General features: G+C 64.8%; 29 protein-coding genes. 2 read left to right on the top strand and 27 right to left on the bottom strand.

Going from position 1 to position 23,319, the window contains the following annotated elements; all coding sequences use genetic code 11:
* Positions 1–4: 4 nt before the first annotated feature.
* The 6 genes from groES to ACOGXC_RS13275 all read right to left on the bottom strand — a co-directional run bounded on the left by groES (position 5) and on the right by ACOGXC_RS13275 (position 4,117).
* Positions 5–295, bottom strand: coding sequence for a co-chaperone GroES (gene groES / locus ACOGXC_RS13250; protein ID WP_419918638.1), 291 nt, complete (start codon positions 293–295; stop codon positions 5–7).
* A gap of 152 nt (positions 296–447) precedes the next feature.
* Entirely contained in the window at positions 448–1,476 is a 1,029-nt protein-coding gene (gene tsaD, locus ACOGXC_RS13255) for a tRNA (adenosine(37)-N6)-threonylcarbamoyltransferase complex transferase subunit TsaD (protein WP_419918639.1), read from the bottom strand.
* A complete protein-coding gene (locus ACOGXC_RS13260) occupies positions 1,473–2,165 on the bottom strand; it encodes a GNAT family N-acetyltransferase (RefSeq protein WP_419918640.1) in 693 nt (230 codons plus the stop codon). The genes tsaD and ACOGXC_RS13260 overlap by 4 nt, the downstream gene beginning before the upstream one ends.
* An 83-nt stretch (positions 2,166–2,248) precedes the next feature.
* Positions 2,249–2,947, bottom strand: coding sequence for a tRNA (adenosine(37)-N6)-threonylcarbamoyltransferase complex dimerization subunit type 1 TsaB (tsaB, locus tag ACOGXC_RS13265; RefSeq protein WP_419918641.1), 699 nt, complete (start codon positions 2,945–2,947; stop codon positions 2,249–2,251).
* Positions 2,941–3,444, bottom strand: coding sequence for a tRNA (adenosine(37)-N6)-threonylcarbamoyltransferase complex ATPase subunit type 1 TsaE (tsaE, locus tag ACOGXC_RS13270; RefSeq protein WP_419918642.1), 504 nt, complete (start codon positions 3,442–3,444; stop codon positions 2,941–2,943). Before tsaE ends, tsaB begins: the two co-directional genes overlap by 7 nt.
* Positions 3,445–3,511: 67 nt before the next feature.
* Positions 3,512–4,117: a uracil-DNA glycosylase gene (locus ACOGXC_RS13275; protein ID WP_419918643.1), complete on the bottom strand. Its 606-nt coding sequence runs from the start codon at positions 4,115–4,117 to the stop codon at positions 3,512–3,514.
* Between the two features lie 85 nt (positions 4,118–4,202).
* Between ACOGXC_RS13275 and ACOGXC_RS13280 the strand changes: the two genes are divergently transcribed.
* A complete protein-coding gene (locus ACOGXC_RS13280) occupies positions 4,203–5,222 on the top strand; it encodes a P1 family peptidase (RefSeq protein WP_419918644.1) in 1,020 nt (339 codons plus the stop codon).
* A gap of 1 nt (position 5,223) precedes the next feature.
* Positions 5,224–6,072: an SDR family NAD(P)-dependent oxidoreductase gene (locus ACOGXC_RS13285; protein WP_419918645.1), complete on the top strand. Its 849-nt coding sequence runs from the start codon at positions 5,224–5,226 to the stop codon at positions 6,070–6,072.
* A 63-nt stretch (positions 6,073–6,135) separates the two neighbouring features.
* Here the strand turns inward: ACOGXC_RS13285 and alr are convergent, their stop codons facing one another.
* The 21 genes from alr to rplF all read right to left on the bottom strand — a co-directional run bounded on the left by alr (position 6,136) and on the right by rplF (position 23,317).
* Complete coding sequence (alr, locus tag ACOGXC_RS13290; RefSeq protein WP_419918646.1) at positions 6,136–7,245, bottom strand: alanine racemase; 1,110 nt, start codon at positions 7,243–7,245, stop codon at positions 6,136–6,138.
* On the bottom strand, positions 7,242–8,693 hold the full coding sequence (locus ACOGXC_RS13295; protein WP_419918647.1) for an NAD(P)H-hydrate dehydratase: 1,452 nt from the start codon (positions 8,691–8,693) through the stop codon (positions 7,242–7,244). Before ACOGXC_RS13295 ends, alr begins: the two co-directional genes overlap by 4 nt.
* A 5-nt stretch (positions 8,694–8,698) precedes the next feature.
* On the bottom strand, positions 8,699–12,385 hold the full coding sequence (locus ACOGXC_RS13300) for an SIS domain-containing protein (protein WP_419918648.1): 3,687 nt from the start codon (positions 12,383–12,385) through the stop codon (positions 8,699–8,701).
* A 114-nt stretch (positions 12,386–12,499) separates the two neighbouring features.
* A complete protein-coding gene (gene glmM / locus ACOGXC_RS13305; protein WP_419918649.1) occupies positions 12,500–13,810 on the bottom strand; it encodes a phosphoglucosamine mutase in 1,311 nt (436 codons plus the stop codon).
* A gap of 21 nt (positions 13,811–13,831) precedes the next feature.
* Complete coding sequence (gene rpsI, locus ACOGXC_RS13310; RefSeq protein ID WP_419918650.1) at positions 13,832–14,224, bottom strand: 30S ribosomal protein S9; 393 nt, start codon at positions 14,222–14,224, stop codon at positions 13,832–13,834.
* Positions 14,224–14,682 (bottom strand): 50S ribosomal protein L13, encoded by a 459-nt coding sequence (gene rplM, locus ACOGXC_RS13315; RefSeq protein WP_419918651.1) that lies wholly within the window; start codon positions 14,680–14,682, stop codon positions 14,224–14,226. Before rplM ends, rpsI begins: the two co-directional genes overlap by 1 nt.
* A gap of 93 nt (positions 14,683–14,775) precedes the next feature.
* Positions 14,776–15,525, bottom strand: coding sequence for a tRNA pseudouridine(38-40) synthase TruA (truA, locus tag ACOGXC_RS13320; protein ID WP_419918652.1), 750 nt, complete (start codon positions 15,523–15,525; stop codon positions 14,776–14,778).
* 31 nt (positions 15,526–15,556) lie between these two features.
* A complete protein-coding gene (gene rplQ / locus ACOGXC_RS13325; RefSeq protein WP_419918653.1) occupies positions 15,557–15,910 on the bottom strand; it encodes a 50S ribosomal protein L17 in 354 nt (117 codons plus the stop codon).
* Positions 15,911–15,923: 13 nt separating this feature from the next.
* Positions 15,924–16,865: a DNA-directed RNA polymerase subunit alpha gene (locus tag ACOGXC_RS13330; RefSeq protein WP_419918654.1), complete on the bottom strand. Its 942-nt coding sequence runs from the start codon at positions 16,863–16,865 to the stop codon at positions 15,924–15,926.
* Between the two features lie 127 nt (positions 16,866–16,992).
* Entirely contained in the window at positions 16,993–17,610 is a 618-nt protein-coding gene (gene rpsD, locus ACOGXC_RS13335) for a 30S ribosomal protein S4 (protein WP_419918655.1), read from the bottom strand.
* Position 17,611: 1 nt separating this feature from the next.
* Positions 17,612–18,010: a 30S ribosomal protein S11 gene (gene rpsK / locus ACOGXC_RS13340; protein ID WP_419918656.1), complete on the bottom strand. Its 399-nt coding sequence runs from the start codon at positions 18,008–18,010 to the stop codon at positions 17,612–17,614.
* A 55-nt stretch (positions 18,011–18,065) separates the two neighbouring features.
* On the bottom strand, positions 18,066–18,446 hold the full coding sequence (gene rpsM / locus ACOGXC_RS13345; protein ID WP_419918657.1) for a 30S ribosomal protein S13: 381 nt from the start codon (positions 18,444–18,446) through the stop codon (positions 18,066–18,068).
* 3 nt (positions 18,447–18,449) lie between these two features.
* Positions 18,450–18,563 (bottom strand): 50S ribosomal protein L36, encoded by a 114-nt coding sequence (rpmJ, locus tag ACOGXC_RS13350; protein ID WP_419918658.1) that lies wholly within the window; start codon positions 18,561–18,563, stop codon positions 18,450–18,452.
* A 34-nt stretch (positions 18,564–18,597) separates the two neighbouring features.
* Entirely contained in the window at positions 18,598–18,822 is a 225-nt protein-coding gene (gene infA, locus ACOGXC_RS13355) for a translation initiation factor IF-1 (RefSeq protein ID WP_419918659.1), read from the bottom strand.
* A gap of 195 nt (positions 18,823–19,017) precedes the next feature.
* Positions 19,018–19,596, bottom strand: coding sequence for an adenylate kinase (locus ACOGXC_RS13360; protein WP_419918660.1), 579 nt, complete (start codon positions 19,594–19,596; stop codon positions 19,018–19,020).
* A 45-nt stretch (positions 19,597–19,641) separates the two neighbouring features.
* Positions 19,642–20,991 carry a preprotein translocase subunit SecY gene (gene secY / locus ACOGXC_RS13365; RefSeq protein WP_419918661.1) on the bottom strand — a complete coding sequence of 450 codons (1,350 nt, stop codon included), beginning with the start codon at positions 20,989–20,991 and terminating at the stop codon, positions 19,642–19,644.
* 40 nt (positions 20,992–21,031) lie between these two features.
* On the bottom strand, positions 21,032–21,517 hold the full coding sequence (gene rplO / locus ACOGXC_RS13370) for a 50S ribosomal protein L15 (RefSeq protein ID WP_419918662.1): 486 nt from the start codon (positions 21,515–21,517) through the stop codon (positions 21,032–21,034).
* A gap of 49 nt (positions 21,518–21,566) precedes the next feature.
* A complete protein-coding gene (gene rpmD / locus ACOGXC_RS13375) occupies positions 21,567–21,746 on the bottom strand; it encodes a 50S ribosomal protein L30 (protein WP_419918663.1) in 180 nt (59 codons plus the stop codon).
* 5 nt (positions 21,747–21,751) lie between these two features.
* A complete protein-coding gene (rpsE, locus tag ACOGXC_RS13380) occupies positions 21,752–22,327 on the bottom strand; it encodes a 30S ribosomal protein S5 (RefSeq protein WP_419918664.1) in 576 nt (191 codons plus the stop codon).
* 70 nt (positions 22,328–22,397) lie between these two features.
* On the bottom strand, positions 22,398–22,760 hold the full coding sequence (gene rplR, locus ACOGXC_RS13385) for a 50S ribosomal protein L18 (protein WP_419918665.1): 363 nt from the start codon (positions 22,758–22,760) through the stop codon (positions 22,398–22,400).
* A gap of 17 nt (positions 22,761–22,777) precedes the next feature.
* The gene (rplF, locus tag ACOGXC_RS13390; RefSeq protein WP_419918666.1) at positions 22,778–23,317 is read right to left on the bottom strand and encodes a 50S ribosomal protein L6; all 540 of its coding nucleotides are present in this window, start codon (positions 23,315–23,317) and stop codon (positions 22,778–22,780) included.
* Positions 23,318–23,319: the final 2 nt, after the last annotated feature.

The following is a 23,319-nucleotide window of genomic DNA, read 5'->3' on the forward strand; positions in this document are numbered from 1 at the left end:
GTGACTACTTGACGATGGCAAGAACGTCGCGAGCCGACAGGATGAGAAGATCCTCGCCCTCCACGGTGATTTCGGTACCACCGAACTTGCTGTAGACCACGGTGTCGCCGACCGAGACACCGATCGGGATGAGATCGCCGGTGTTCTCCGACCGCTTGCCCGGGCCCACGGCAAGAACCTCGCCTTGCTGTGGCTTCTCCTTGGCGGTGTCGGGAATGACCAAACCGCTGGCGGTCATCTCTTCGGACTCACCGGGACGAACAACGATCCGGTCATCAAGGGGCTGTAGAGCCATCTTAGCCTCCAAATAGCTTATTTCGAGTTTTAGCACTCTCAATGGACGAGTGCTAAGTGTAGGGTCTGCATCCCGCCCGGGCCAAATCAGGCTGGGGGTTGAATGAAAGCGTCGGCTGCGTGGACACCAGCGGGGGTTTGGCCGGGGCCAAATCAGGCTGGGGGTTGAATGAAAGGCAGTGGGAGGTTCGGGTCAGCCCCCGAATCCAGTGGGGACGGACCGTCGAGCCGGAGCCGATGCCATCCGGTGGCGGCCACCATGGCTGCATTGTCGGTACACATGGAACGGCTGGGCAGGAACCCGCTTATCCCGGCGGCCACACAGGCATCCAGCAGGCGCTCCCGCAAGGAGGAGTTGGCCGCCACCCCACCGGCGAGGCACAGGCCCCTGGCTCCCAACTCCTCAGCCGCCTTGCGGGCCTTGTGCACGAGCACATCCACCACTGCTTCCTGGAAGGAGGCCGCGATGTCGGCCACATCGTGGTCACGATGGTTCCGGACATGGTTGACCACTGCGGTCTTGAGGCCGCTGAAGGAGAAGTCGTAGCCGTCGTCGCGCATCGGGCGGGGGAAGGCCACCGCCTCCGGGTTGCCGGTCATGGCCAGGCGGTCGATGACCGGCCCGCCGGGATAACCCAGGCCCATGAATCGGGCCACCTTGTCGAACGCCTCTCCGGCGGCATCGTCCAGGGTTTGGCCTATGAGCCGGTAGCGGCCGAAAGCCTCCATCAACACCAGTAGGGTGTGGCCCCCGGAAACCAGAAGCACCACCACCGGCAACTCCAGGTCGGGTTCCTCCAGGAACGAGGAGTACAGATGGGCCTCCAGATGGTTTACCGCCACGAACGGCACATCCCAGACCAGGGCCAGGGATTTGGCCGCACTGACACCCACCAGCAAGGACCCGATGAGGCCGGGGCCGGCGGTGGCGGCCACTGCCTGAATGTCGTGGTTGTTCAAGCCGGCCTCGACAACCGCTTGGGCAACCACCGGAGTGAGCAATTCCACGTGAGCTCGGCTGGCGATCTCGGGAACCACCCCGCCGTAGCGGGCATGCAGATCCACCTGGCTGCTTATCACCGAAGACAGGATCGCCGAAGGTCCCGAGACCACGGAGGCGGCGGTCTCGTCGCAGGAGGTCTCGATGCCCAGGACGATGGTGGGGGGTTCCGGGGTGGTCATGCGCAATCCAGTTCCACCGCGATTTTGATGAGGCGGTTGGCGTAGTCGGGTTGATGGATCTCGTCGGCCCGCATCAGGATCGCGTCGGGTGACAGGCCCGTACCGGTGTAGTAGTCCCGGCGAATGCCCACCGGAGCAAGCCCGAAGCGCCGGTACAGGGCTTGGGCCGCGGAATTGTCGGAGGCCACCTCTAGGGTCAGGCTGGTTCTGCGCCGGCGGGCGGCCAGCATCAAGGCCAGCAGGAGCTGAGCACCGATGCCCCGGCCTCGATGATCGGGGTCCACTGCCACCGTGGTTATATGGGCCTTGCCCTCCTCGAAGGCAACCCCGCCGTAGCCGGCGATTGTCATGGTGAGGATGTGGGCCGGTCGGGGTTTTGGTGTCATGGTGAGGGTGTGGGCCGGTCGGGGTTTTGGTGTCTTGGTCTGGTTGTGGGCCGGTTGGGGTTTTGGTGTCTTGGTCTGGTTGTGGGCCGGTTGGGGTTTTGGTGTCTTGGTCTGGTTGTGGGCCGGTTGGGGTTTTGGTGTTCGGCCATGTCTCGTCGTGGCCCGGTTGTTGACGATTCGGGCTATCAGGTAGAGCCGTTCGTCGTTGAGTGACAACTCTGACTCGTAGACATCCCGGGCCCAGGGAATTGGGTAGCACCGGGCGTCGATGCACATGACCCGGTCGAGATGCATCGCTCTCATGGGTTCGACAGCAATGTTTATTGGGCCTCGGGTTCGGGGAGGATGCTCCCGGGCCGTAGGAGCGGTGGGGGCAACGTTGGAAGTCATCTTGAATGCCGGGTCTTCCAGTTCACATCGGCATCGGGAACTCGCAGGTAGATGGGGCGGAGTTCCCACGGTTTGACGAACTCCTCCCGCAGTGCCCGGGCGTGGGCCAGTTGAACCAGCGAGGCCGCCGAGGGATGGGCGAGATCCAGTTCTGCGATGTAGATCTTCTGGAGTTGGGCGAAAACCTCGCGGTAGCGATGGGCACCGTCGCCCACCAGCAACACCTCTTCGCTGGTTGCCAGCAACTCGGAGGCCAGATCATCGGGGGTACCCACCTCGGCAGGGGACACCCGCTGCACCCCGCCGGGTACCTGGCGGTAGAAGGCGTAGAAAAGTTCTTGGCGGCGGGCATCGATGGCGGCCACGATCAAACGATTGGTGTGGCGCACGGCAAAGGCCAGCAGGTCGAGGCTGGATACACCGATCATCGGGACCCCCAGGGCGTAGGCCATGGCCATGGCGCTGGAGATGCCCACCCGCAGTCCGGTGTACAGGCCGGGGCCGAGATCGACGGCCACACAGCCCACATCCTGTAGCTCTATGCGAGCCTGGTGGGCCACGAACCGGATCTGGGGGACGATGGTCTCGGCGTGGCGGCGGCCCCGGGCGGTGTGGGCCGAAGCCAGCACCCCCTCGTGGCCTCCCAAAGCGCAACCCACCTGATGGGTGGCCGATTCTATGCCGAGGATCAACATGGTGGGGTTTCCATCCACGGCTGGGCGGCGGTGGTCAACGCTTCGGACCGGGCTTTCCAGTGGGACCCCACCGGGTTCAACACCACCACCCGCTCATCGGGGTAGTCACCCGAGTCGTCAACGAAGGTCAACGCCACTTCGAGATAGTGGTTGGGCAGGGCTTGACGGATCACGTTGCCCCATTCGATGAGGATCACCCCGTTGCTGTCGAGCAGCTCGGGCAGGCCCAGATCCAGCACCTCGGTGAGCTGGTCGAGTCGAAAGACGTCCAGGTGATGCAGCAGCAGCCGCCCGTGGTACTCCCGAGCCAGTGTGAACGTGGGGCTGGTGATCGGCTCGCTGATCCCCAGGGCCCCGGCGTACCCCTGGGTGAAGGTGGTCTTGCCTGCTCCCAGGTCACCCACCAGCAGCAGCAGGTCGCCGGGTTGGGCCAGTTCGGCCAAGTTGGCGGCCAGATGCCGAGTGTCCTCGGGTGAGCGGGTGCGGGTTCTTATCATCCGGAGATCGCCATGCGGGCCCTGACCAGATGCCGAGTGTCCTCGGGTGAGCGGGTGCGGGTTCTTATCATCCGGAGATCGCCATGCGGGCCCTGACCAGGTCGGAGCGCATCTGGGCTTCCGGCAAACCTCCGCCCCGCAGAACGGCCGCCGGGTGAAAGGTGGGGATTATCACCGTGCCGGTGCTGCTCAAGGGGTAATTCTGCTCCCGCTGGTCGGATTGGGTGCTGTCAAATGGGTAACTCCGGCCCCGCAGCTTGGTGATGCCGGTTGTGGTGTCGAGGAGAAGTTTGGAGGAAAAGTTGCCCAGGGTGACGATGACCCTCGGGGTGATTAGCTGGATCTGGCGCTCCAACCACGATCGGCAAGTGTCCACCTCCTCGGGCTTCGGATCCCGGTTATCGGGGGGGCGGCACTTCACTACGTTGGCGATGTAGCACAGATCACGGGTCAACCCCATCTCCTCGGCCATCAACCGATCAAGCAGCTTGCCCGAGCGGCCCACGAAGGGAAGGCCCTGCTTGTCCTCCTCAGCGCCGGGCCCCTCGCCGACGAACATGAGGTCGGCATCGGGATTGCCCATACCGAACACCACTTGTGTTCGTTTTTGAGCCAGCTCGCACTTGGTGCAGTTGGCAGCCTCGGCGGCAACGTCAGCCAGGATCAACGACACAAAATCAACAATACGCCTCTTGCCTTCTGATGGTCCTGTTTGATTTGTGGTTCGGGTTCTGTGGGTTGGTGGTGGTGTTTGATTTGTGGTTCGGGTTCTGTGGGTTGGTGGTGCGGTACCGTCGTTGGTGATGTTGGGTGCTGGCAGCGGGGTGATGGTGGGGCACTGGACCGACGAGTCGGCCCGGACGGGTTGCACCGTGGTGGTGCTGCCCGAGGGGACCACGGCCTCGGGTGAGATCCGCGGGGGGGCTCCGGCAACCCGGGACTTCGCCCTGCTGGCCCCGGAGCGGACGGTGAAGTGCGTGGATGCGGTTGTGCTGTCGGGAGGATCCGCGTTCGGGCTTGCCGCAGTTGACGGGGTGATGCGGTGGTGTGAGGAGCGGGGCCGGGGGTTCGAGACCCGGGGGGGCCGGGTTCCCATAGTGGTGGGGATGTCGCTGTACGACCTGATGGAGGGCGACGGTTCGGTGCGGCCCGGACCCGACGCCGGTTACGCCGCGGCCCAGGCGGCCCACGAGGGGTTTCCGGCCCTGGGACGGGTGGGGGCAGCCACGGGTGCGACCATGAACAAGTGGCAGGGGATGGACCACCGCGAGCCCGGCGGTTTGGGTGGCGCTCGTATCCAAGTGGGCGATGTGGTGGTGGGCGCATTGGTGGCGGTGAACGCATCGGGGGGCATCAACGACGGCACCGTGGTGGATTCCCTGGTGCAGGGAACCTATGTACATCGACCAACCGACCCGTTCGCCGACCCCTCGGATTCTCCCGGTTCTGGGGCTTCGATCAATACAACCATCGGGGGTAACCCCTCCGGTTCTGGGGCTTCGATCAATACAACCATCGGAGCGGTTATCACCAACGCCCGGCTCGACAAGCTGGGTTGTTTCCGGGTGGCTCGAAGCGGTCATGGCGGGATGGCTCGGGCGCTGTGGCCGGCCCACACCGATGGCGACGGGGACGCGCTGGTGGTGGGGGCAACCGGCCGGGTGGAAGCTGACATCGCACTGGTGCGCCTGATGGCCGCCGCCGCCGTGGAGGCAGCCATCCGCTCGGTGCGCAATGATGGTGGCCATCCTCACGATTACAAAGGGCAAGGGGGTTGAGATGAAGGATTTGGTCGGCAAGGTGGCAGTCATCACCGGAGCGGCCAGCGGCATGGGTCGAGCCATGGTGCGCAAGGCGGTCTCCGAGCAGATGCATGTGCTGGCCGGTGACATCGACGAGGCCGGATTGGCCGAGACGGTGGGGGGTTTGGAGAACGCCCAGCTCATGCTCACCGATGTGACCAGCCCCGACGCCAACGAGGCCCTGGCCATCGCGGCGCTGGAGCGATTTGGTGCCATCAACCTGCTGCATCTCAACGCCGGGGTGCTGACCGGCGGGTTCACCTGGGAGAACACCGTGGATGACTGGCGCTGGGTTTTGGACGTGAATCTGTGGGGCGTGATTCACGGTGTCCGCAGCTTTGTTCCGCGGATGCTGGAAGCGGGCGAGCCGGGCCATGTGGTGATCACCGCCTCTGTGGGTGGTCTCACTTCCGGAGGGTTGCTCGGCCCCTACACCACCTCCAAGTACGGCGCAGTGGCCATTGCCGAGTCGCTGCATCGGGAGTTGGAGATGATCGGGGCACCCATTGGGGTTTCGTGCTTGTGCCCCGGCCCGGTGGCCACCGGCATCTTCCGTTCCGAGCGCAACCGTCCCGACACCTACGAGGACACCTGCGGGCCCTCCTCGGCCGATGCCGAGGCCGCGGCCTTTCACGAGAACCTGATCACCGCCATCGACGAGGGTACCAACCCTGAGGTGATTCCCGAACTGGTGTTCGACGCGGTGCGCAACGACAAGTTCTGGATCTTCCCCCACCCCGAGTTCAAGGAGCGGATCGCCGCTCGCACCGACTCGATCATCAACGAGACCAATCCCGACTACACAGTGGGCATGCCGACCCGGTAGCTACTGGCCTAACCAGCCTAACCATTGGTTGATGGGCATTGGCCGGGCCGGGGGTGATCGGTCTCAGAAGTAACGCAGGGGGATGCGGTGACCGAGGCGGCAGACGATCTCGTAGGCCACGGTGCCCAGGAGTTGAGCGATCTCGCCGGCGGTTATCTCCTCGTTGTCCTGGCGGCCAAGCAGTATCACTTCGTCGCCGGGTGACACGGGGTGCTCGAGACCGCAGTCAACCATGAGTTGATCCATGGTCACCGCCCCGGCGATGAGCCGGCGGTGGCCGCCGATCAATACCTCGCCTCCCCGCAGGCCCAGTTGCCGCGGCCAGCCATCGGCGTAGCCAATGGGAATGGTGGCCAGTTGGGTGTCGGATGGGGCGGTGTAATGGTGGCCGTATGACACCGGAGTGCCGGCGGCGATGGTCTTCACCATGGCCACCTCGGAGCGGATGGTCATGGCCGGTTGAAGGGGCAGCCGGTCGGCCAGGGCCGGCGACGGGGGGATGCCGTAAATGGTGATACCGCAGCGAACCATGTCGAAGTGGCCGTTCGGGTGGGTGATGGCCACTGCTGAGTTGGCGATGTGGCGGCAGAAGCCGTAATGGTCGGCGGCCCTGAGCCGGGACAGCAGGTGGTTGAACTGCTTGATCTGATAAGAGGTGAACGGGTTGGTGGGTTCATCGGCCACTGCGCAATGGGTCCACACCCCGGCCAGTTCAAGGGTGTCGCGCTCGGTGATGGCATCGGCCAGCATCATCAACTCGTCCGGGCGGGCACCGATTCGAGCCATGCCGGTGTCAACTTTCAGATGGACGGGAAGGCGCAGGCCGGCGGCCGCGGCTGCCGCGGCCGCGGCAGCCAAACCCTCACCCTGGTACACGGTGGGAATGAGCCGGTGCTCGACCACCTCGGTGAACTCGCTGGGCCGGGGTTCGGACAGCAAAAGAACGGGGGCTTCGATACCGGCTTCCCGGATACGGCGACCTTCGTCCACCAGGGCCACGGCCAGCAGGTGGGCCCCTGCTTCCACCGCGGTCCTGGCTACCGGGATGATGCCGTGACCGTAGGCATCGGCCTTGACCACCGCACACAGCTTGGCGGGGCGAACGTGTTCGACCAGCAACCGCACGTTGTGGGCGATTGCCGCGAGGTTGATGTCAGCCCAGGTTGGTCTCATGTGGTTTCCTGAGCTTGCCCCCGAATCATGAGAGGCCGGCTAACGGTAGTTGTAGGCGTGTTCTTATTTTTGGATGCGGCTTCCCATGCTTTTGGTAGGGCTAGGAGCAGGTCGGAGGCCACCATTGTTCCGGCGGGGCGGGTGTTGGCTGCTTGGCTGTGGAGCCAGGCGGCGGTGGCGGCGGCGGTCATGGGGCTCACCCCGGTGCTGAGCAGGCCGCAGATCATGCCGGCCAGAACGTCGCCGGTTCCGGCGGTGGCCAGCCGCTGGTCTCCGTTGTTTATGGCCAGTGTTGCGCCGTCGGGGTTGGCGACCACGGTGGTGGGGCCCTTCAGCAGCACGATCGCACCGGTAGCGGTGGCCAGCGAGCGACCGGCGGCGAAGCGATCAACCCCCGGATCGGTCCCGGTGAGGGCGCAGAACTCACCATCGTGGGGGGTAATCACAGTGGGGGCGGCGCGGCGGGCAAGTATCCCCGCGGCCTCGGGGCCCAGGGCCGACAGGCCATCACCATCCACCACCAGAGGCAGAGGCATGCCGGGAGCCATATCCCGAACTGCTTGCACCGTGTCCGGCCGGCGGCCGAGCCCGGGGCCGATCAGCGCGGCCCGAAACCGGGCCAGATCATCGGCCGGGATCGCTGCAGCCCAGTTTCCGGCCGGCAGCGGGTGGCCGACAACCTCGGTGGGAGCGGTTGGATCGTGATCCAGGCCGGGTGTGCTCAGCCTGACGTAGCCCGAACCGGCTCTCATTGCCGCGGCGGCGGCCAGGTGGGCTGCGCCGGTCATCCCCGGGGATCCGGCGATTACCCAGCAGGCGGTTTGCCATTTGTGGGCGGTGGGCGGCCGGATCGGCAGCCAGCGGTTCACGTCGGCGGCGGTGACCAGATGGGAGCGGGCGGCTGAGGTGTCCAGGCCGATGGGGGCCACCGTCACCTTCCCGCAGTACCGAGCGCCGGGATGCAGGAGGAGTCCGGGTTTTAGCGCACCGAATGTGACCGTTCGGTCGGCGGTCCAGGGCTCGCCGTGGATCTCCCCGGTCAACCCGTTCACCCCGGAGGCAATGTCGGCAGCCAGCACGGGGGCGAGTCGATCGGAGTTGTCGGGTCGCACCGGCAGGCGAGGGGGGTGGTAGGGCCTCTGCAAGCCGGTGCCGTAGGCCGCGTCTATTACCAGGTGGGCGGCAGGCAGCGCGCCGGGCCGGTCGGTGGGGTCAACCACCGCCACCCGGACACCCCGGTTCTGTAGCCGCCGGGCTGCCGCCACCCCGTCGGCACCGTTGTTGCCCTTGCCGGCCACCACGGTCACCCGCCGGCCGTAGCCTCCGCCCAGCATGTTTAGGGCGGTTCGGGCCAGCGCCGCCCCGGCTCGCTGGATCAACTCCTCAACCGGCTCGGGGGCGGTGTCGTCGATGGCAGCCATCTCGGTGGGGGTGACTATGGGGATCATGCCTTTTAGGAAGGTTCTGGTCGCCAGCGGTTGGCCAACTCGGGGGTTGGTTTGGTTGGTGGGTCTTCTGTGGGTTCTGGTTCTGGTCGCCAGCGGTTGGCCAACTCGGGCACCGGTTCCAGCAGAAGATCTTCGGTGCTGATGTCACCCAGCCGGTCTAGGCAAAAGTCGGGCTCGGTCTCGGTTACCTCGTCGTGCAGGGCGGCAAACCGATTCCGGTAACCCTCCAGCACCTGCCGGGCAACCTCGGGTGTGAGCTTGGTTTGGAACCGCACGTGCAGCAGGGTTATTCCGGTGGTCCGGCGGTCCTTGACCTCGGGGATGAGCACTATCGTTCGACAGTCGGCGCGGCCTCGCACCGCTCGAACCTGCCGTTCGGTTGCCACCAGGTGCTTGCTGCCCCGTAGGGTGGGATCCCGGTCGGTACGGGAGGCCCGGCCCACTGTGATGCCGCCCCGGTCGAGCACATGTATGGTGCTGCCGCCCGCCTCCGGGTCACCGTCTATGCCGTAGCGGATGAAGCCGGTTATCTCGGCAACGGCGGGATCCAGAGAGGTCAGTGTGCGCAGTGTGCGGTAGCTGAGCCGGTGGCGGGGAGCGCCGGCGTTCAGGGTCGCCTGGACCAGGGGTGGTTCCAGTAGCGATTCCTCGGCCCGGGAAATGCCCACGGTCACGGTCTTGGCCTGGTGGCGGATGGCATCCACCGGTCGGGTCAACTCGCCAATGGCCACGGTGAGGATGGTGGTGAGATCCTCCAGTATCACCGCGGGGGTGCCCACCCGGCCCTGCTCCAACTGGTAGGCATCCAGGGGGGTCATGCCCAGCGCGTACCGGTACATGGAGGCCACCTCGGCCGCGGTGCCGGCTTCCAGGCATCCGTTGTAACGGCCCCGGCGCAGATCATCGAAGAACTGCTGGGCGGCGGGGGTGAACCGGGAGCGCAACCCGACCAGTATCTGCTGGCTGTCAACCTTGGTGACACCGGAATTGGCGGCGGCCACCCGGGCCTCGATGAGCCTGCGGGTCTCGCGCAATGGCTGGGCCAGCTCGTCGATGGCCAGCGCCGCCTCGTAACCGAACAGATGGCCCACCATGGTGGCCAGCACGAAGGCCAGTTCGGGGGCCGCGACGGGCGGGATGGCAATTACCTCGGACGCGGCGTCAAAACGGTTCCCGGTGTCGCTGGTTATAACGATGGGGACAGCCTTGTGGGCTCGGAAGATAGCCACTTCCTTGCTCACATCGTCGGCAGTTGAGTCGAGCAGTCCGGCGGCGCACACCAGAATCAGCGGTTCGGAGGACAGGTCGATGTGTTTCTTGTCCTCGGTGGTGTCGCTGGCGATGGATCGGTAGCACAGTTCTGAAAGTTTGATGCGAATTTCCTCGGAGGCCACCCGATTGAGCCCGTTGCCCACCACGGCCCAGTGGGTTCGCCCCAGGGCGTGCCGGCGCACTACGGCCGCGATGCGGTCCTGAAGGCTCAGCACCCCGGTCATGGCCGCGGGGAGGTCACGCAGCCCGCTCAGGAGTAGCCGGCGGCGGTCGTGGTGGCAGGCATCGAGCTCACGGTGGCCGCGTATGGTGTCGGCCAGGGCGATGGCCAGCAGGATGCCGGCGGCCACCTGGGCGTAGAATGCCTTGGTGGAAGCCACGCTCATCTCCACGTCCCGGCCATCGGAGGTGTAGAGCACCCCGTCGGCCTTCTCCCCCAGATCACTGTTGCGCCGGTTGACGATGGCGATCACCGCCGCACCCCGCCGCCGCACCAGATCCACCGTGCGGTTGGTGTCGGTGGTGGTTCCCGATTGGCTGATGGCAATGACCAAGGTGTTGCTCATGTCGGGTTGCATCCCGAACCCGGAGAGTTCGGTGGCCGGTACGGAGCTGATGGGGCGACCGGGCAGTTCCTGGCGCAAGAAGTGGGCCAAGCTGTGAGCGGCTATCGCCGCGGTGCCCTGACCGATGACGATGATGTCGGTGATCCTGCCGGTGGTGAGCTTTTGCACCAGATGATCGGGCAGCGTCTCGGAGCCGAGCTTCACGGTTGGATCCCGGTCATCCTCCGGGCTGGTAATCCGGCCTCGGAGGGTCTTGCGAAACGACTCGGGCGATTCGGATATCTCCTTCAACAAGAAGTGGGGGAAGCCTCGACGATCCACGTCACGAGTGGTTATTTCGACATCGACGATTTCGGCGCTGGTGATGGGCAGCGATGTCCCGTCGTAGGAGATCCGCTGGACGGAGGTCAGATCACCGGCGTGGTCGCAGTCCAGTATCACCACCTGACCCCGGCTGGCGGTCGGGTTGGCTGGGTCGGACGGGGTCTCGCCGTCCATGCGCAGGTAGCGCCCGGCCTGTTCCACCAGACCGTAGGGTTCGCTGGCCACCACGTAGGCATCCTCGGTGCCTCCGATGTACAGAGCTTGGCCACTGCCCCGCAGGGCCAGCAGGAGTTGGTCGGGGTTGGCCGCTGTTTGCCCGGCAATGGCCACCGAACCGCTCAGATCCACAACCGTGCGGCGAAAAGCCTCCACGGCGGGGTTGGAAATAGTTTGAGTGGTGCTGTTCGGGCCATTCGGCTCGGCGGCCCGGGAGGGGTCCGATCCGGCCATCTGGGCCGACCAGAGAGCGGGGACGATTTTGGCATCGGTGGTGATGCCGGGGTTGATAACCAGGCCGTGGCCGGCGATGAGATCGGAGTAATTGTCCACGTCACCGTTGAGGGCACCGATGGTGTAGGGCCGATCCGGGTGTCCGATCACCTCGGAGTTGAGAGGGTGAGCGTTGGCCTCGTTGATAATGCCCACGCTGGCCCAGCGAGTGTGCCCGATGACGGTCGCGCTCGCCCCATCGTTTTTCAGGGCCGTGGCCAGCAGGTCGTCGCCCAGGATGGCGGCTCGCAGGGCGGCGGTGTTGTCGCCCAACTCGCCGATCTCGGCCGCGGCCTTGTACACGAAGCTCAGGTTGTTGTCGGCCCACCGTACCGAGCCGGTGCGGAACAGGGGATCGCCGGCCCGTTCGGCCATGGCGGCGGCCACCACCGGTTCTGCCGGGTCGAGTTCGTGACCGCTGACCAGAATATGAAGACCTGCTGAGTCCCGTCCCCGAACCTCCAGGCGATCCAGCGCCGACAGGGCGATCTGCACCGAGTTGAACGCCGCCAGCGCGGCCTCGCCGGCACCTGGTCCGGCCAGCGAGTGGACCGCTTCGGCGGTACCCAGCCGATCATTGCTGATGGCCCAAACCGCGTCCTTCATCTGCACCAGGATGGAGTTCATCACCTCGGTGGCCAGGTTGCCGACCGACCGGTCGAAGTCGGCCTCCAGAGCGGTGATCAGCCCGTCTATCTCGTTCAGCATGGCCCGAATGGTGGGTTTCTCGCTCAGCAACACCCCGAGCCCGGCGGTGCCCCGCAGGAGGCGGTTGGCTCGAGTCAGGTTGCCGGCCGCCATGCCCATCCGCGTCGCCCGGTCGCCGGCCACGATCTCCATCCGCGTTGCCCGGTCGCCGGCCACGATCTCCATCCGCGTCGCCCGGTCGCCGGCCAGGATCTCCATCCGCGTCGCCCGGTCGCCGGCGCCGTTCAGGTCGCGCAGGCACGTGACCACCGGACTCAAAAGACCGAGAATCTCGGCGGAGGTCGGGGGAACACGCCGGGATCGGCGCTGGACCACCGCGACTATGCCACACATCTCGGCCAAGGTTAGTGGTTGGTTGAATCAATCCGTGCTGTTGGTGCTGGTGGGTGGCGGCCAGTGGCTTAATAGCTGGCGGGGTGGTTGGTTGAATCAATCCGTGTTGTTGGTTCAGGCCTTGAGGGTGGTCATTACATTGGCGGCGACGGCGTGCGCGGTTTCGAGAGTTCCGGCCTCGACCATGATCCGCAGTACGGGCTCGGTGCCGGAGGGCCGGACCAGTATGCGGCCCTGGGAGCCGAGGGTCTGCTCCGCGGCGGCTACCGCAACCGACAGTCGATTCTCGTCAATCGGGTCGGGGCCGATGTCCACGTTGTGGATCACCTGGGGCATCTTGGTCATGGCCTCGGCGGCCAGGTCCCGCAGGGGCAGGTCTCTACGAGCCACAACCTCCAGGAGTTGCATGGCGGTTACCAGGCCGTCGCCGGTGCTGGCGAGGGCGGGAAAGATCACGTGACCCGACTGTTCCCCGCCCAGCGCCCAGTCGCCTTTTCGGAGGGCGGCCCACACATGCCGGTCGCCCACCGCGGTGGTCACCACTTCGATGCCGTGGCGGTTCATCGCCTGGTGGAAACCCAGGTTGGTCATAACCGTAACCACCACGGTGCGGCCCGGAAGCCGTCCCTGCTGGTGGCGATCGATTGCGCAGATGGCGATGATCTGGTCCCCGTCGATCAGCTCCCCGGTGTGGTCCACGGCCAATACCCGGTCGGCATCGCCATCGAAGGTGAACCCCAGATCGGCCTTCAGTTCACGCACGGCCTGAGCCACCGTTTCCGGGTGGGTCGAGCCGCACCGTAAATTGATGTTTCGACCGTCGGGCTCGGCGTTGATCATCGTGACGGCCACGCCGCGGGCCTGAAGCGGACCGGGCAGGGCCGTGGTTGCCGAGCCGTGGGCCGCGTCCACCACGACATGGAGCCCCAGGCCGTCGAAATCGGCGGTGGCGGTGATGGCATCTTGGTAGTCGTGCAGCAAAGTGGATGCATCGGTCGCCGGTGGGGGGTTGGCCGGATCGGGGGTCGAATGGCGGCCGGCATCGGCCAGTGCCGATTCCAGGGCAGCCTGAAGCTCCTCGTTCAGTTTCTCGCCCCCGGGGCCGAACAACTTGACCCCGTTGTCGGGCCACGGGTTGTGCGAGGCCGAGACCATGGCCCCCAGGGTGTGGTACCGGGCTCCGGCCCAAGCCACTGCCGGGGTGGGAACCACCCCCATGTCCAGGGTTGGAACCCCCGCGGCCCCGAACCCGGTTATCAGGGCATTGGCGAAGTCAGGGCTGGAGGCTCTGGTGTCGCGCCCGATGATTACCGGGCCGGTGGGTCTCAGAACCTCGGCAGCCGCTTGGGCCAACCGGATGATGTCACTGGGGCCAAGTTCCTCATAGGCCCGACCCCGAACCCCGTCGGTTCCGAACCGCAACACCGGGTCGAGCCCCAAGGAGGTTTAGCGCTTGGAGTACTGAGGTGCCTTGCGGGCCTTTTTAAGGCCGTACTTCTTGGATTCCTTCTTGCGGTCGTCACGGGTCAGGAATCCGGCTTGCTTGAGGGTTTCCCGGCACTCGGGATCCAGCGCCACCAACCCCCGGGCGATGCCGAGCCGCAGAGCCCCAGCCTGGCCGTTGGCCCCGCCGCCATGCATGTTCACGTCGATGTCGTACACCTCGGCGGTATCGGTTAGCTGGAGAGGGGCCATGAACGCCATCCGGTGGCTCCGGGAGGGGAAGTAGTCGTCAGCCTGGCGCCCGTTCACGGTCACCCGGCCGGTGCCTTGGCGGAATCGGACCCGAGCGACGGCCCGCTTGCGCCGTCCGGTGGCTTGGATCAAGGGGGCGGTCATCAGGAGTCTCCGGTGTGGAATCGGGCCCCGGCTATCTCCAGGGGCTGGGGCTGTTGAGCTTGGTGGGGGTGGAGAGGCCCGGCGTAGACCTTGAGCTTGCGAAGCATCTGGCGGCCCAGGCGGTTCTTGGGGAGCATCCCCCTCACTGTCCGCCGCACGGCATCGGCGGGTTGGGTCTCCAGTAGGTGTCCAAAGCTGGTTTGCTTGAGTCCACCGGGGTAACCGGAGTGGCGGTACACCTGCTTGCCGGTGGCTTTGTTGCCGGTCAGCACCACCTTCTCGGCGTTCACGATTATCACGTGGTCGCCGGTGTCGAGGTGGGGTGTGAAGTCGGGCTTGTGCTTGCCGCGCAGGACTCGAGCCACCTCGGTGGCCATGCGGCCGAGGACGAGGCCATCGGCATCCACAACGTGCCAGGCGCGTTCAATATCTCTGATTTTGGGGGAGTAGGTGGGCATCGGCTTTCCTTCGGGTGCAATCCCGGGTCAAAGCATGATACGACCCAAACCGCCGCAGTGACAACTGCCCCGCCAGGTGGGAACACAAACCGATTATTCATAGGAAACCGACCACAGGCTGAGTCCGTGGGGCGGGGCCAGGTTGGGTGTACCGGAGCGGTCCCGGGCGGTGAGGATGGTGGTCATGGCTCCGGGGGAGCGGCGGCCGGCACCGATGTCCACCAGGGTACCGGTGATGGAGCGGACCATTTGATGGCAAAAGGAGGAGGCCTCTATCTCGAACTGCACAAGCTCCGGGCCGGTGGCCTCCCATCCGGCCCGGTGGACGGTGCGAACCCGAGATTTCTCCTTGCCGCCGGGGGAGTGCTGCCGCCGGCAGAAGGAGGAGAAGTCGTGTTGACCCACGATCGTGGCCGCGGCGCTGTTCATGGCTCCGAGGTCCAGGGGGCGGGAATAGTGCCAGGCCGTGGTGGACAGGAACGGGTCGGGCACTTCCCGGTTCAAAACGGTGTAGCGGTAGGTGCGGCTGGTGGCATCGAAACGAGCGTCAAAACCCGGCGGGGCGGCTTCGATGGTTCGAATCACGATGGCGGGAGCCAGCATCCGGTTCACCGCGGAGCGGGTTGCCGGCAGATCGGTGCCGTCGGGAGCGTCGAAGCTCACCACCTGGCCCCAGGCGTGGACCCCGGTGTCGGTGCGGCCGGCACAAGTCAGCGCTACCGGTTGTCGCAGGCACCGGGTGAGGGCCTCGATCAGGTCGCCGCCCACTGTGCGGACCCCCTGGTTGGGAGCGAATCCGTGGAATGTCCCGCCGTGGTAGGCAACTGTCGCCCGAACCCGCACGGTCCGGCTGATCCTGGTGCCCGGCGTAGAGTCAGACCAGCTCGATGCGAGCCATGGGGGCGTTGTCGCCGTAGCGGGGTCCCAGTTTCAGAATGCGGGTGTAACCGCCGGAACGGTTGGCGTAGCGAGGGCCGATATCCACCATGAGCTTGTCGGCTATCTCCGGGTCGGCCAATTGGGCCAGGATCTGACGGTGGTTGTGCTGCCCACCCTTCTTGGCTTTGGTGATGAGCTTCTCAGCCACCGGTCGCATGGCCTTGGCCTTGGCCTCGGTGGTGGTTATGGCCTCAGCCGCGATCAGCGAGGCAACCAGGTTGGCCATCATCAGCTTCTGATGCTGTGAGCTGCCGCCGAATCGGCGTCCCTTGCGTGGTCGTCCGGGCATTTTGCTCCCCGTTCTACGAGCGAGGAGCGGCCAGGGTCAAGCCCCGCTCGTCCAGCTTCTCGTTCACCTCGTCCAGAGATTTCTGACCGAAGTTGGTGATGGTCAGCAGCTCGTCCTCGGAGCGGGCCAGCAGCTCACCAATCATGTTGATCTGGGCCCGCTTGAGGCAGTTGCGGGGTCGTTCGGAGAGTTCCAGATCCTCAATGGGAAGATCCAGGTCGGGAGCTCCGGCCGGGGCGCTGGGTGCCTCCACCATGCTCAGCCCCTTGGGGGCCTCGCTCATCTCCTCCACCAGTTGAACGAGAGTCCGCAGTGTGGCCCCGGCCGAGGCCAGAGCGTCCCTGGGGGTGATGGAGCCGTCGGTCTCGATGTCCAGCACGAGACGGTCGAACTCGGTGGACTGCTCCACCCGGGTGGGTTCGACGGTGTAAGCCACCCGGCGCACGGGGGAGAAGATTGCGTCCATGGGGATGACGCCGATGGTGGTGTCCAACTTGTTGATCTCGGCCGACACATACCCCCGGCCCTGGGCAACGGTGATGTCCATGGCCAGGTGGGCCTTGCTGTTCAGGCGGGCGATGACCAGGTCGGGGTTGAGCACCTCGACATCAGGGTTCACGGCCAGGGTCGCTCCGGTGATCTCGCCGGGATCCCGCTGGTCGATGCGCAGTTCCACCGGATCCTCGGAGTGGCACCTCAGGATGAGATCCTTCAGGTTCAAGATGATGTCGGTCACGTCCTCGGCCACGCCGCTGATCGTGTCGAACTCGTGGAGGGCATCATCGAACCGGACCCGGATCACCGCCGCTCCCGGGATCGAGGACATCAGGGCTCGGCGCAGGGAATTGCCGAGGGTGTGTCCGAATCCGGGCTCCAGAGGGCCTATGGCGAATTTCTGGCGGTTGTTCTCCGGCTCGGTAACGGGTTCCACGGTGGGGCGCTGCATTACCAGCATATTCCGACTCCCTCAGTTCTTGGAATGGTGGTTGTAAACTTGGTTCTACGGCTGTTCCGCCCGATAAGGCGGTTGGGCCACTGCTTTTTGTGCCGCTGCTTGTGTTGAGCCACTGCTTTTTGTGCCACTACTTGCTGTAGAGCTCGACAATGAGCTGTTCCCTCACCGGCACGTCGATCTGCTCGCGCAGTGGGGCATCCCGAACAGTGGCCTCGTAGCCGTCCTCGCTGCGGTTCAGCCACGCCGGCGGGACACGATCCAGTACGTCCAGGTTCCACCCCACCACGATCATCTCCCTGGCCTTGTCCCGCAGCGCCAGCACATCGTCCTTGCGGAGGCGATAGCTGGGGATGTTGACCCGGCGACCGTTCACATTGATGTGACCGTGGGAGACGAACTGGCGGGCCTGGGGGCGGGTGGCGGCCCAACCGAGGCGATACACCACGTTGTCGAGACGCAGCTCCAAAAAGCGCAGCATGTTCTCCCCGGTGACCCCCTTTTGACGGGCTGCCTCCTTGAAGATATTGCGGAACTGGCGCTCGTTGAGACCGTAGGTGTAGCGGGCCTTCTGCTTCTCCTGAAGCTGGAGCAAGTACTCGGACACGTTGCCCCGCCGTCGGGTTCTTCCGTGCTCGCCCGGGGGGTAGGGACGCCGCTCCAAGGCGACGGTCTCTCCCTTGGTGCCCCAGACATTCACACCAAGGCGGCGGGACACCCGGGATCGCGGACCGGTGTAACGAGACATGTCAGACCCTTCGCCGCTTGGCCGGGCGGCAACCATTGTGAGGAATGGGAGTGACATCTTTAATGCCGGTTACCTCTATACCCACTCCCTGGAGCGAGCGGATGGCGGTCTCGCGGCCCGAGCCCGGGCCCCGAACCTGAACATCCACTTTTCGTATGCCGTGCTCCATGGCCTTGCGGCCGGCTTGTTCGGCGGCCATTTGAGCCGCGAACGGGGTGGACTTGCGGGATCCTTTGAAACCGACGTTGCCGGCCGAGGCCCAGGAAATGACATTTCCTTGCTGGTCGGCAATGGTCACGATGGTGTTGTTGAATGAGCTTTTTATGTGAGCCACTCCATAGGAGATGTTCTTGCGCTCCCGGCGGCGGGGCCGGCGCCCTCCGGCTGATGGCTTGGCCATTAGTGGCAGATCCTTTCTCTTCTCACTTCTTCATCACCTTCTTCTTCCCAGCCACTCACTTCTTCATCACCTTCTTCTTCCCAGCCACCGCCTTTTTCGGTCCCTTACGGGTGCGAGCGTTGGTGTGGGTGCGCTGGCCCCGCACGGGGAGCCCCCGGCGGTGGCGCAGACCCTGGTAGCAGCCGATCTCCATCTTGCGCTTGACATCCTGGCTGGTCTCCCGGCGCAGATCCCCCTCCACCCGCAGGTTGCCCTCTATGCAATTGCGCAGCCGGGCCACCTCCTCATCGGTAAGGTCACGCAGCCGGGTGTTCTCGTCAATGTTGGTTTCGGCGCACACCTGTCGGGCCAAAGATGGCCCGATGCCGTATATGTAGGTCAGCGAGATCACAGTGCGCTTCTCACGCGGTACATCAACGCCGGCAATTCGAGCCATGGCTCAGCCCTGCCTCTGCTTGTGTCGGGGATTGGTGCAAATGACCCGCACGCGCCCGCGCCTACGTATGACCCTGCACTTGTCGCAGATTTTTTTCACGCTGGGGCGAACTTTCACGGCACCTTTTTCGTCGGTTGGTTGTACTCGCCGGCTATTTGTACCGGTAGGTGATCCGGCCCCGCTGAAGATCGTAAGGGGTCAATTCCACTTGTACCCGGTCGCCGGGGAGGATTCTGATGTAGTGCATCCGCATCTTTCCGGAGATGTGGGTCAGCACTTTGTGCCCGTTCTCGAGCTCTACCCGGAACATGGCGTTGGGGAGGGATTCGGTGACCGTTCCCTCCATGATGATGGCATCTTGCTTGTTTTTCGCCAAGGGCGACCTCTCCTGACGGCTTGGCAGGCTTAAACGGGCGAACTGCGCGGGACATCGGCTCATTGCATGAACCGGGCAACAAACCTACCCGACCCATTCCGCCAAAGGCAAACCGGTGGGGGATCATTGCCGCGTGTCCACGACTTCGGGTTTGGTGGGGGATCATTGCCGCGTGTCCACGGGTTTGGTGGGGGATCATTGGAGCGCGTCCACGACTTCGGTCAGCCGGGCGAACACATCGTCTTCGGTTCCGAGCCCGTCGACCACGGCCAGGCATCCCCGATCCTCGAACCAGGCCAGCAAGGGGGCGGTTTCGGTCTCGTAGAGATCCAGCCGGCGGGAGATGGTCTCCTCGGTGTCGTCATCTCGACCCCGGGCCAGCATTCGCTTGGTGACCTCAGCAATGGGCACGTCAAGGTTGATGGCCAAATCGGGTGCAATTCCCCCCAGAATCTCGGCCAGGGCATCGGCTTGGGCGGTGGTGCGGGGAAATCCGTCCAGCAGGACACCCCTGGTTCGGATGTCGGCCTCGGCCAGCCGTTCAGCCACGACGCCGATCATGATGTCATCACCAACGAGGTTGCCGGCGTCCATCACTGCTTTGGCTCTCATTCCCAGCTCGGTGCCGCTTGTCACTGCGGCTCTCAGCATGTCTCCGGTGGACACATGGACCACCCCGTAACGCTCGGCCAGAAGAGCGGCCTGGGTCCCCTTGCCGGATCCCTGGCGGCCCAGAATGACCAGGATCAGCGGGCGACCATTTTTTTGGGTCACTTCAGGAAGCCTTGGTGGTTGGGTGCATCGTGAGTTGGCTTTGGGTCACTTCAGGAAGCCCTCGTAGTTGCGCATCATGAGTTGGCTGTCAATCTGCTTCATGGTCTCGAGGGCTACACCCACCGCAATCAGTACGGAGATGCCGCTGAAGCTGTAGGCCGAGGTGCTTTGGGAGGGAATGTACTGGGAGAGGGCGATGGCAGGGATGACGGCCACGGCGGCTATGAACAGTGCCCCGGGCAGGGTGATGCGGGACAGGATGCGACCCAGGTAGCGCTCCGTTTGGCGCCCCGGCCGGATGCCGGGGATGAACCCGCCCTGCTTGCGTATCTGGTCGGCCTGCTTGACCGGATCGAAGGTTATGGCGGTGTAGAAGTAGGCGAACCCCACGATCATCAAAGCAAAGGTGATCAAGTAAACCGTGTCGGCCGGGTCGCCCAGGTGGGTGTTCACCCAGTTTTGGACGCTCTCTCCCCAGGTGTTGTGATCGGGGTTGGAATCGGAGGGTAGAACCGCCGACAGCAGGATGGGCAGGTAGAGAACGGAGCTGGCGAAGATGATGGGGATGACACCGGACTGGTTCACCTTCAAGGGGATGTAGGTGCTCTGGCCGCCGGTCATGCGCCGCCCCACCACTCGCTTGGCGAACTGCACCGGGATTTGCCGCTGACCGTTCTCCACGAACACGATGGCCACCAGCAGGGCCAGGTACATGAGGGCGATCACGAAAACCGCTCCCCATCCCTCGGACGCCTTAACCAGGGAAAACTGGTTGGGGATGGTGGACACCACCGAGGCGAAGATTATCAGCGACATTCCGTTGCCGATTCCCTTCTGGGTGATGAGCTCGCCCATCCACATCAGCAGGGCGGTGCCGGCGGTGAGGGTCAGCACCACGAGGAACACTCGGGGAGCGGTGAAATTGGGCAGAAGGTCGATGCTCTGATTGGCGTTGCCCCCGGTGAGGCTGAGGCCGCCCCCGCCGTTGTGGAACAGGAACGAGAACGACGTGGCCTGAATTATGGCGATGGCGATGGTTAGGTAACGGGTCCACTGGGTGATCTTGCGCTGACCCACTGCGCCCTGGTTCTGCCACTGCTCTATGCGGGGAATGACCACGCCCAGCACCTGCATGATGATGGATGCGGTGATGTAGGGGAAGATGCCCAGCGCGAAGATGGCGAACTGCGAAAGGGCACCGCCGGAAAAGAAGTTCAACAACCCGGTTATGCCGCCGGCATCGGCCTGGTTGCGGAGCTGGTCCACCGCGTCGAGATCCACTCCGGGGGAGGGGATGGCAACGCCCACCCGGAAGAGAACCAGCATGGACAGGGTGAACAGGATCTGGTTGCGTAGATCGGTCACCCGGAACATGTTCAAAACCCTGGTGAGCACGGCTACTCCTACCTACTCCTTGACCCCTGCCGGACTTCGACTAGCGGTTGGTGAGGGCGTTGCCCCGGGCCGGTGGCCGGCCGGTGAAAGGCTTGGGCAACACCTCCACGCTACCGCCGGCGGCGACAATGGCTGCTCTTGCCGACTCGGAAAAACCATGGGCCTTGACGCTGACGGCCCGAGTCAGCTCGCCCCGACTCAGAATCTTGGCCAGGGCACCTTTGTGCAGCAATCCCCGCTCATGCAGGATTTCCGGGGTGATCTCGTCCAGCCCGGTGGCTTCGAGCACATCCAGGTTTATGGCCTGATACTCCACCCGGAACGGGTTCTTGAACCCTCGCAGCTTGGGAATCCGGCGGGCCAGGGGCATCTGACCGCCCTCGAAGCCGGCGGGTATCTTGCTCCGGGCCCGCTGGCCCTTCATGCCCCGGCCCGCGGTCTTGCCGCCCTTGCCGGCGATGCCCCGGGCCTTGCGCTGCGGCCGCTTGCGGGATCCGGGAGCTGGCTTCAGATCGTGAACTTTCATGGCTATTCGGTTTCCTCCCAGGAGAGCTTCAGATCGTGAACTTTCATGGCTATTCGGTTTCCTCCCAGGAGATGAGGTGGGCCACCTTTTTGATCATCCCCCTGATCTCGGGAGCGTCGGGCAGGGTGTTGGTTTGCCCGATGCCACGCAGGCCCAGGGCTCGCAGCGTTCCCCGCTGCTTGGGTCGGGCACCGATATGGGATCGGGTCTGGGTGACTCTGATGACCACTATGGTTACTCCCTTTTGCCCGGTCCGGCGGTGGACAGCCGCTCGGCCTCCCGGTAAGCGTTGAGCAGCCCGGCCGGAACGAACTCGTCGGCGGGGATTCCCCGGTGGCGGGCCACATCGTCGGGCCGCTTGAGGGCCTGGAGTCCGGCTATGGTGGCTCGAGCCACGTTGATGTGGTTGGGCGAGCCCAGGGACTTGCAGAGCACGTCCCCGATCCCGGCCTCCTCCAGGATGGCTCGGGCGGCTCCCCCGGCGATCACCCCGGTACCGGGTGCGGCCGGCTTGAGCAGCACCCGCCCGGCACCCATTTCACCGATGACCGGATGGGTGATCGTGGATGAGGCCAGCGGCACGCGGAACAGGTTGCGCCGGGCCTCTTCGGTGCCCTTCTGGATGGCCAGGGGCACTTCCTTGGCTTTGCCGTAACCCAGCCCGACCCGTCCTGCCCCATCGCCGATTACCACCAACGCGGTGAACGAGAACCGCCGCCCACCCTTGACCACCTTGGCCACCCGGTTGATGTTGATGACCCTGGAGTCGCGTAGCTGGGCATCGCCGGCCGGGGTTGAGATGTCACTCATCAGAACTCCAGTCCTGCTTCTCGGGCAGAGTTGGCTTGGCGATGGCCGCTTCTGGAAGACGATCCACTCATCAGAACTCCAGTCCTGCTTCTCGGGCCGAGTTGGCCAGGGCGGCTACTCGGCCGTGGTATCGGAAGCCGCCCCGGTCGAAAACGACTGCGGTGATGTTCTTTTCCCGGGCTCGTTCGGCGATCAGCTTGCCCACCACGGCAGCTCCGGCGATGTTGCCGGTGGGACCGGACCGCAACCCGGGCTCGATGGTGGAGGCCGATGTCAGGGTATGGCCCGCGGTATCGTCGATGAGCTGGGCGACAATGTGGCGATTCGATCGGTACACGGCCAAGCGGGGGCGCTCGGCCGTGCCTCGGATCTTCTTGCGAACCCGGCGATGACGCCGGACTCGGCTCTGATGCTTGTGCTGGACGCTGCTCATTCCGATTTCCCGTGGTTCTACTTGGCGGTCTTGCCGGCTTTGCGGATGATCCGCTCCCCGGCGTAGCGGATTCCCTTACCCCGGTAGGGTTCGGGCTTGCGGATGGCCCGGATATCAGCGGCCACCTGGCCGACGGCCTGCTTGTCAATGCCCAGCACATGGATGCTCGTCTGATTGGGTACCTCGAAGGTCACCCCGTCGGGAGCTTCAACATGCACCGGGTGGCTGAAACCCAATTGCAATTCGATCTTGCCGGTCCCCTGGGCGATGGCCCGATAGCCCACCCCCACGATCTCGAGTTCCTTGCGGTAGCCCTCGCTGACCCCGGTGACCATGTTGGCCAGAAGCGAGCGACTCAACCCGTGCAGTGCCTTGGTGTCGCGCTGCTCGTCGGCCCGCTCCACGATGACAAAATCGTGCTCGGTCCGGGCCGAGATGGGCTCGGGAAGGTTGTGCTCGAGCGTGCCGCGGCTGCCGGTGACCGTCACCCTGTCACCCTCGATGGTCACTTTCACCCCGGTGGGTACCGGGATCGGGTTCATTCCGACTCGGGACACGG

The sequence above is a fragment of the Candidatus Poriferisocius sp. genome (assembly GCF_965202595.1).
In the GTDB taxonomy this organism is placed as follows: domain Bacteria; phylum Actinomycetota; class Acidimicrobiia; order Acidimicrobiales; family Bin134; genus Poriferisocius.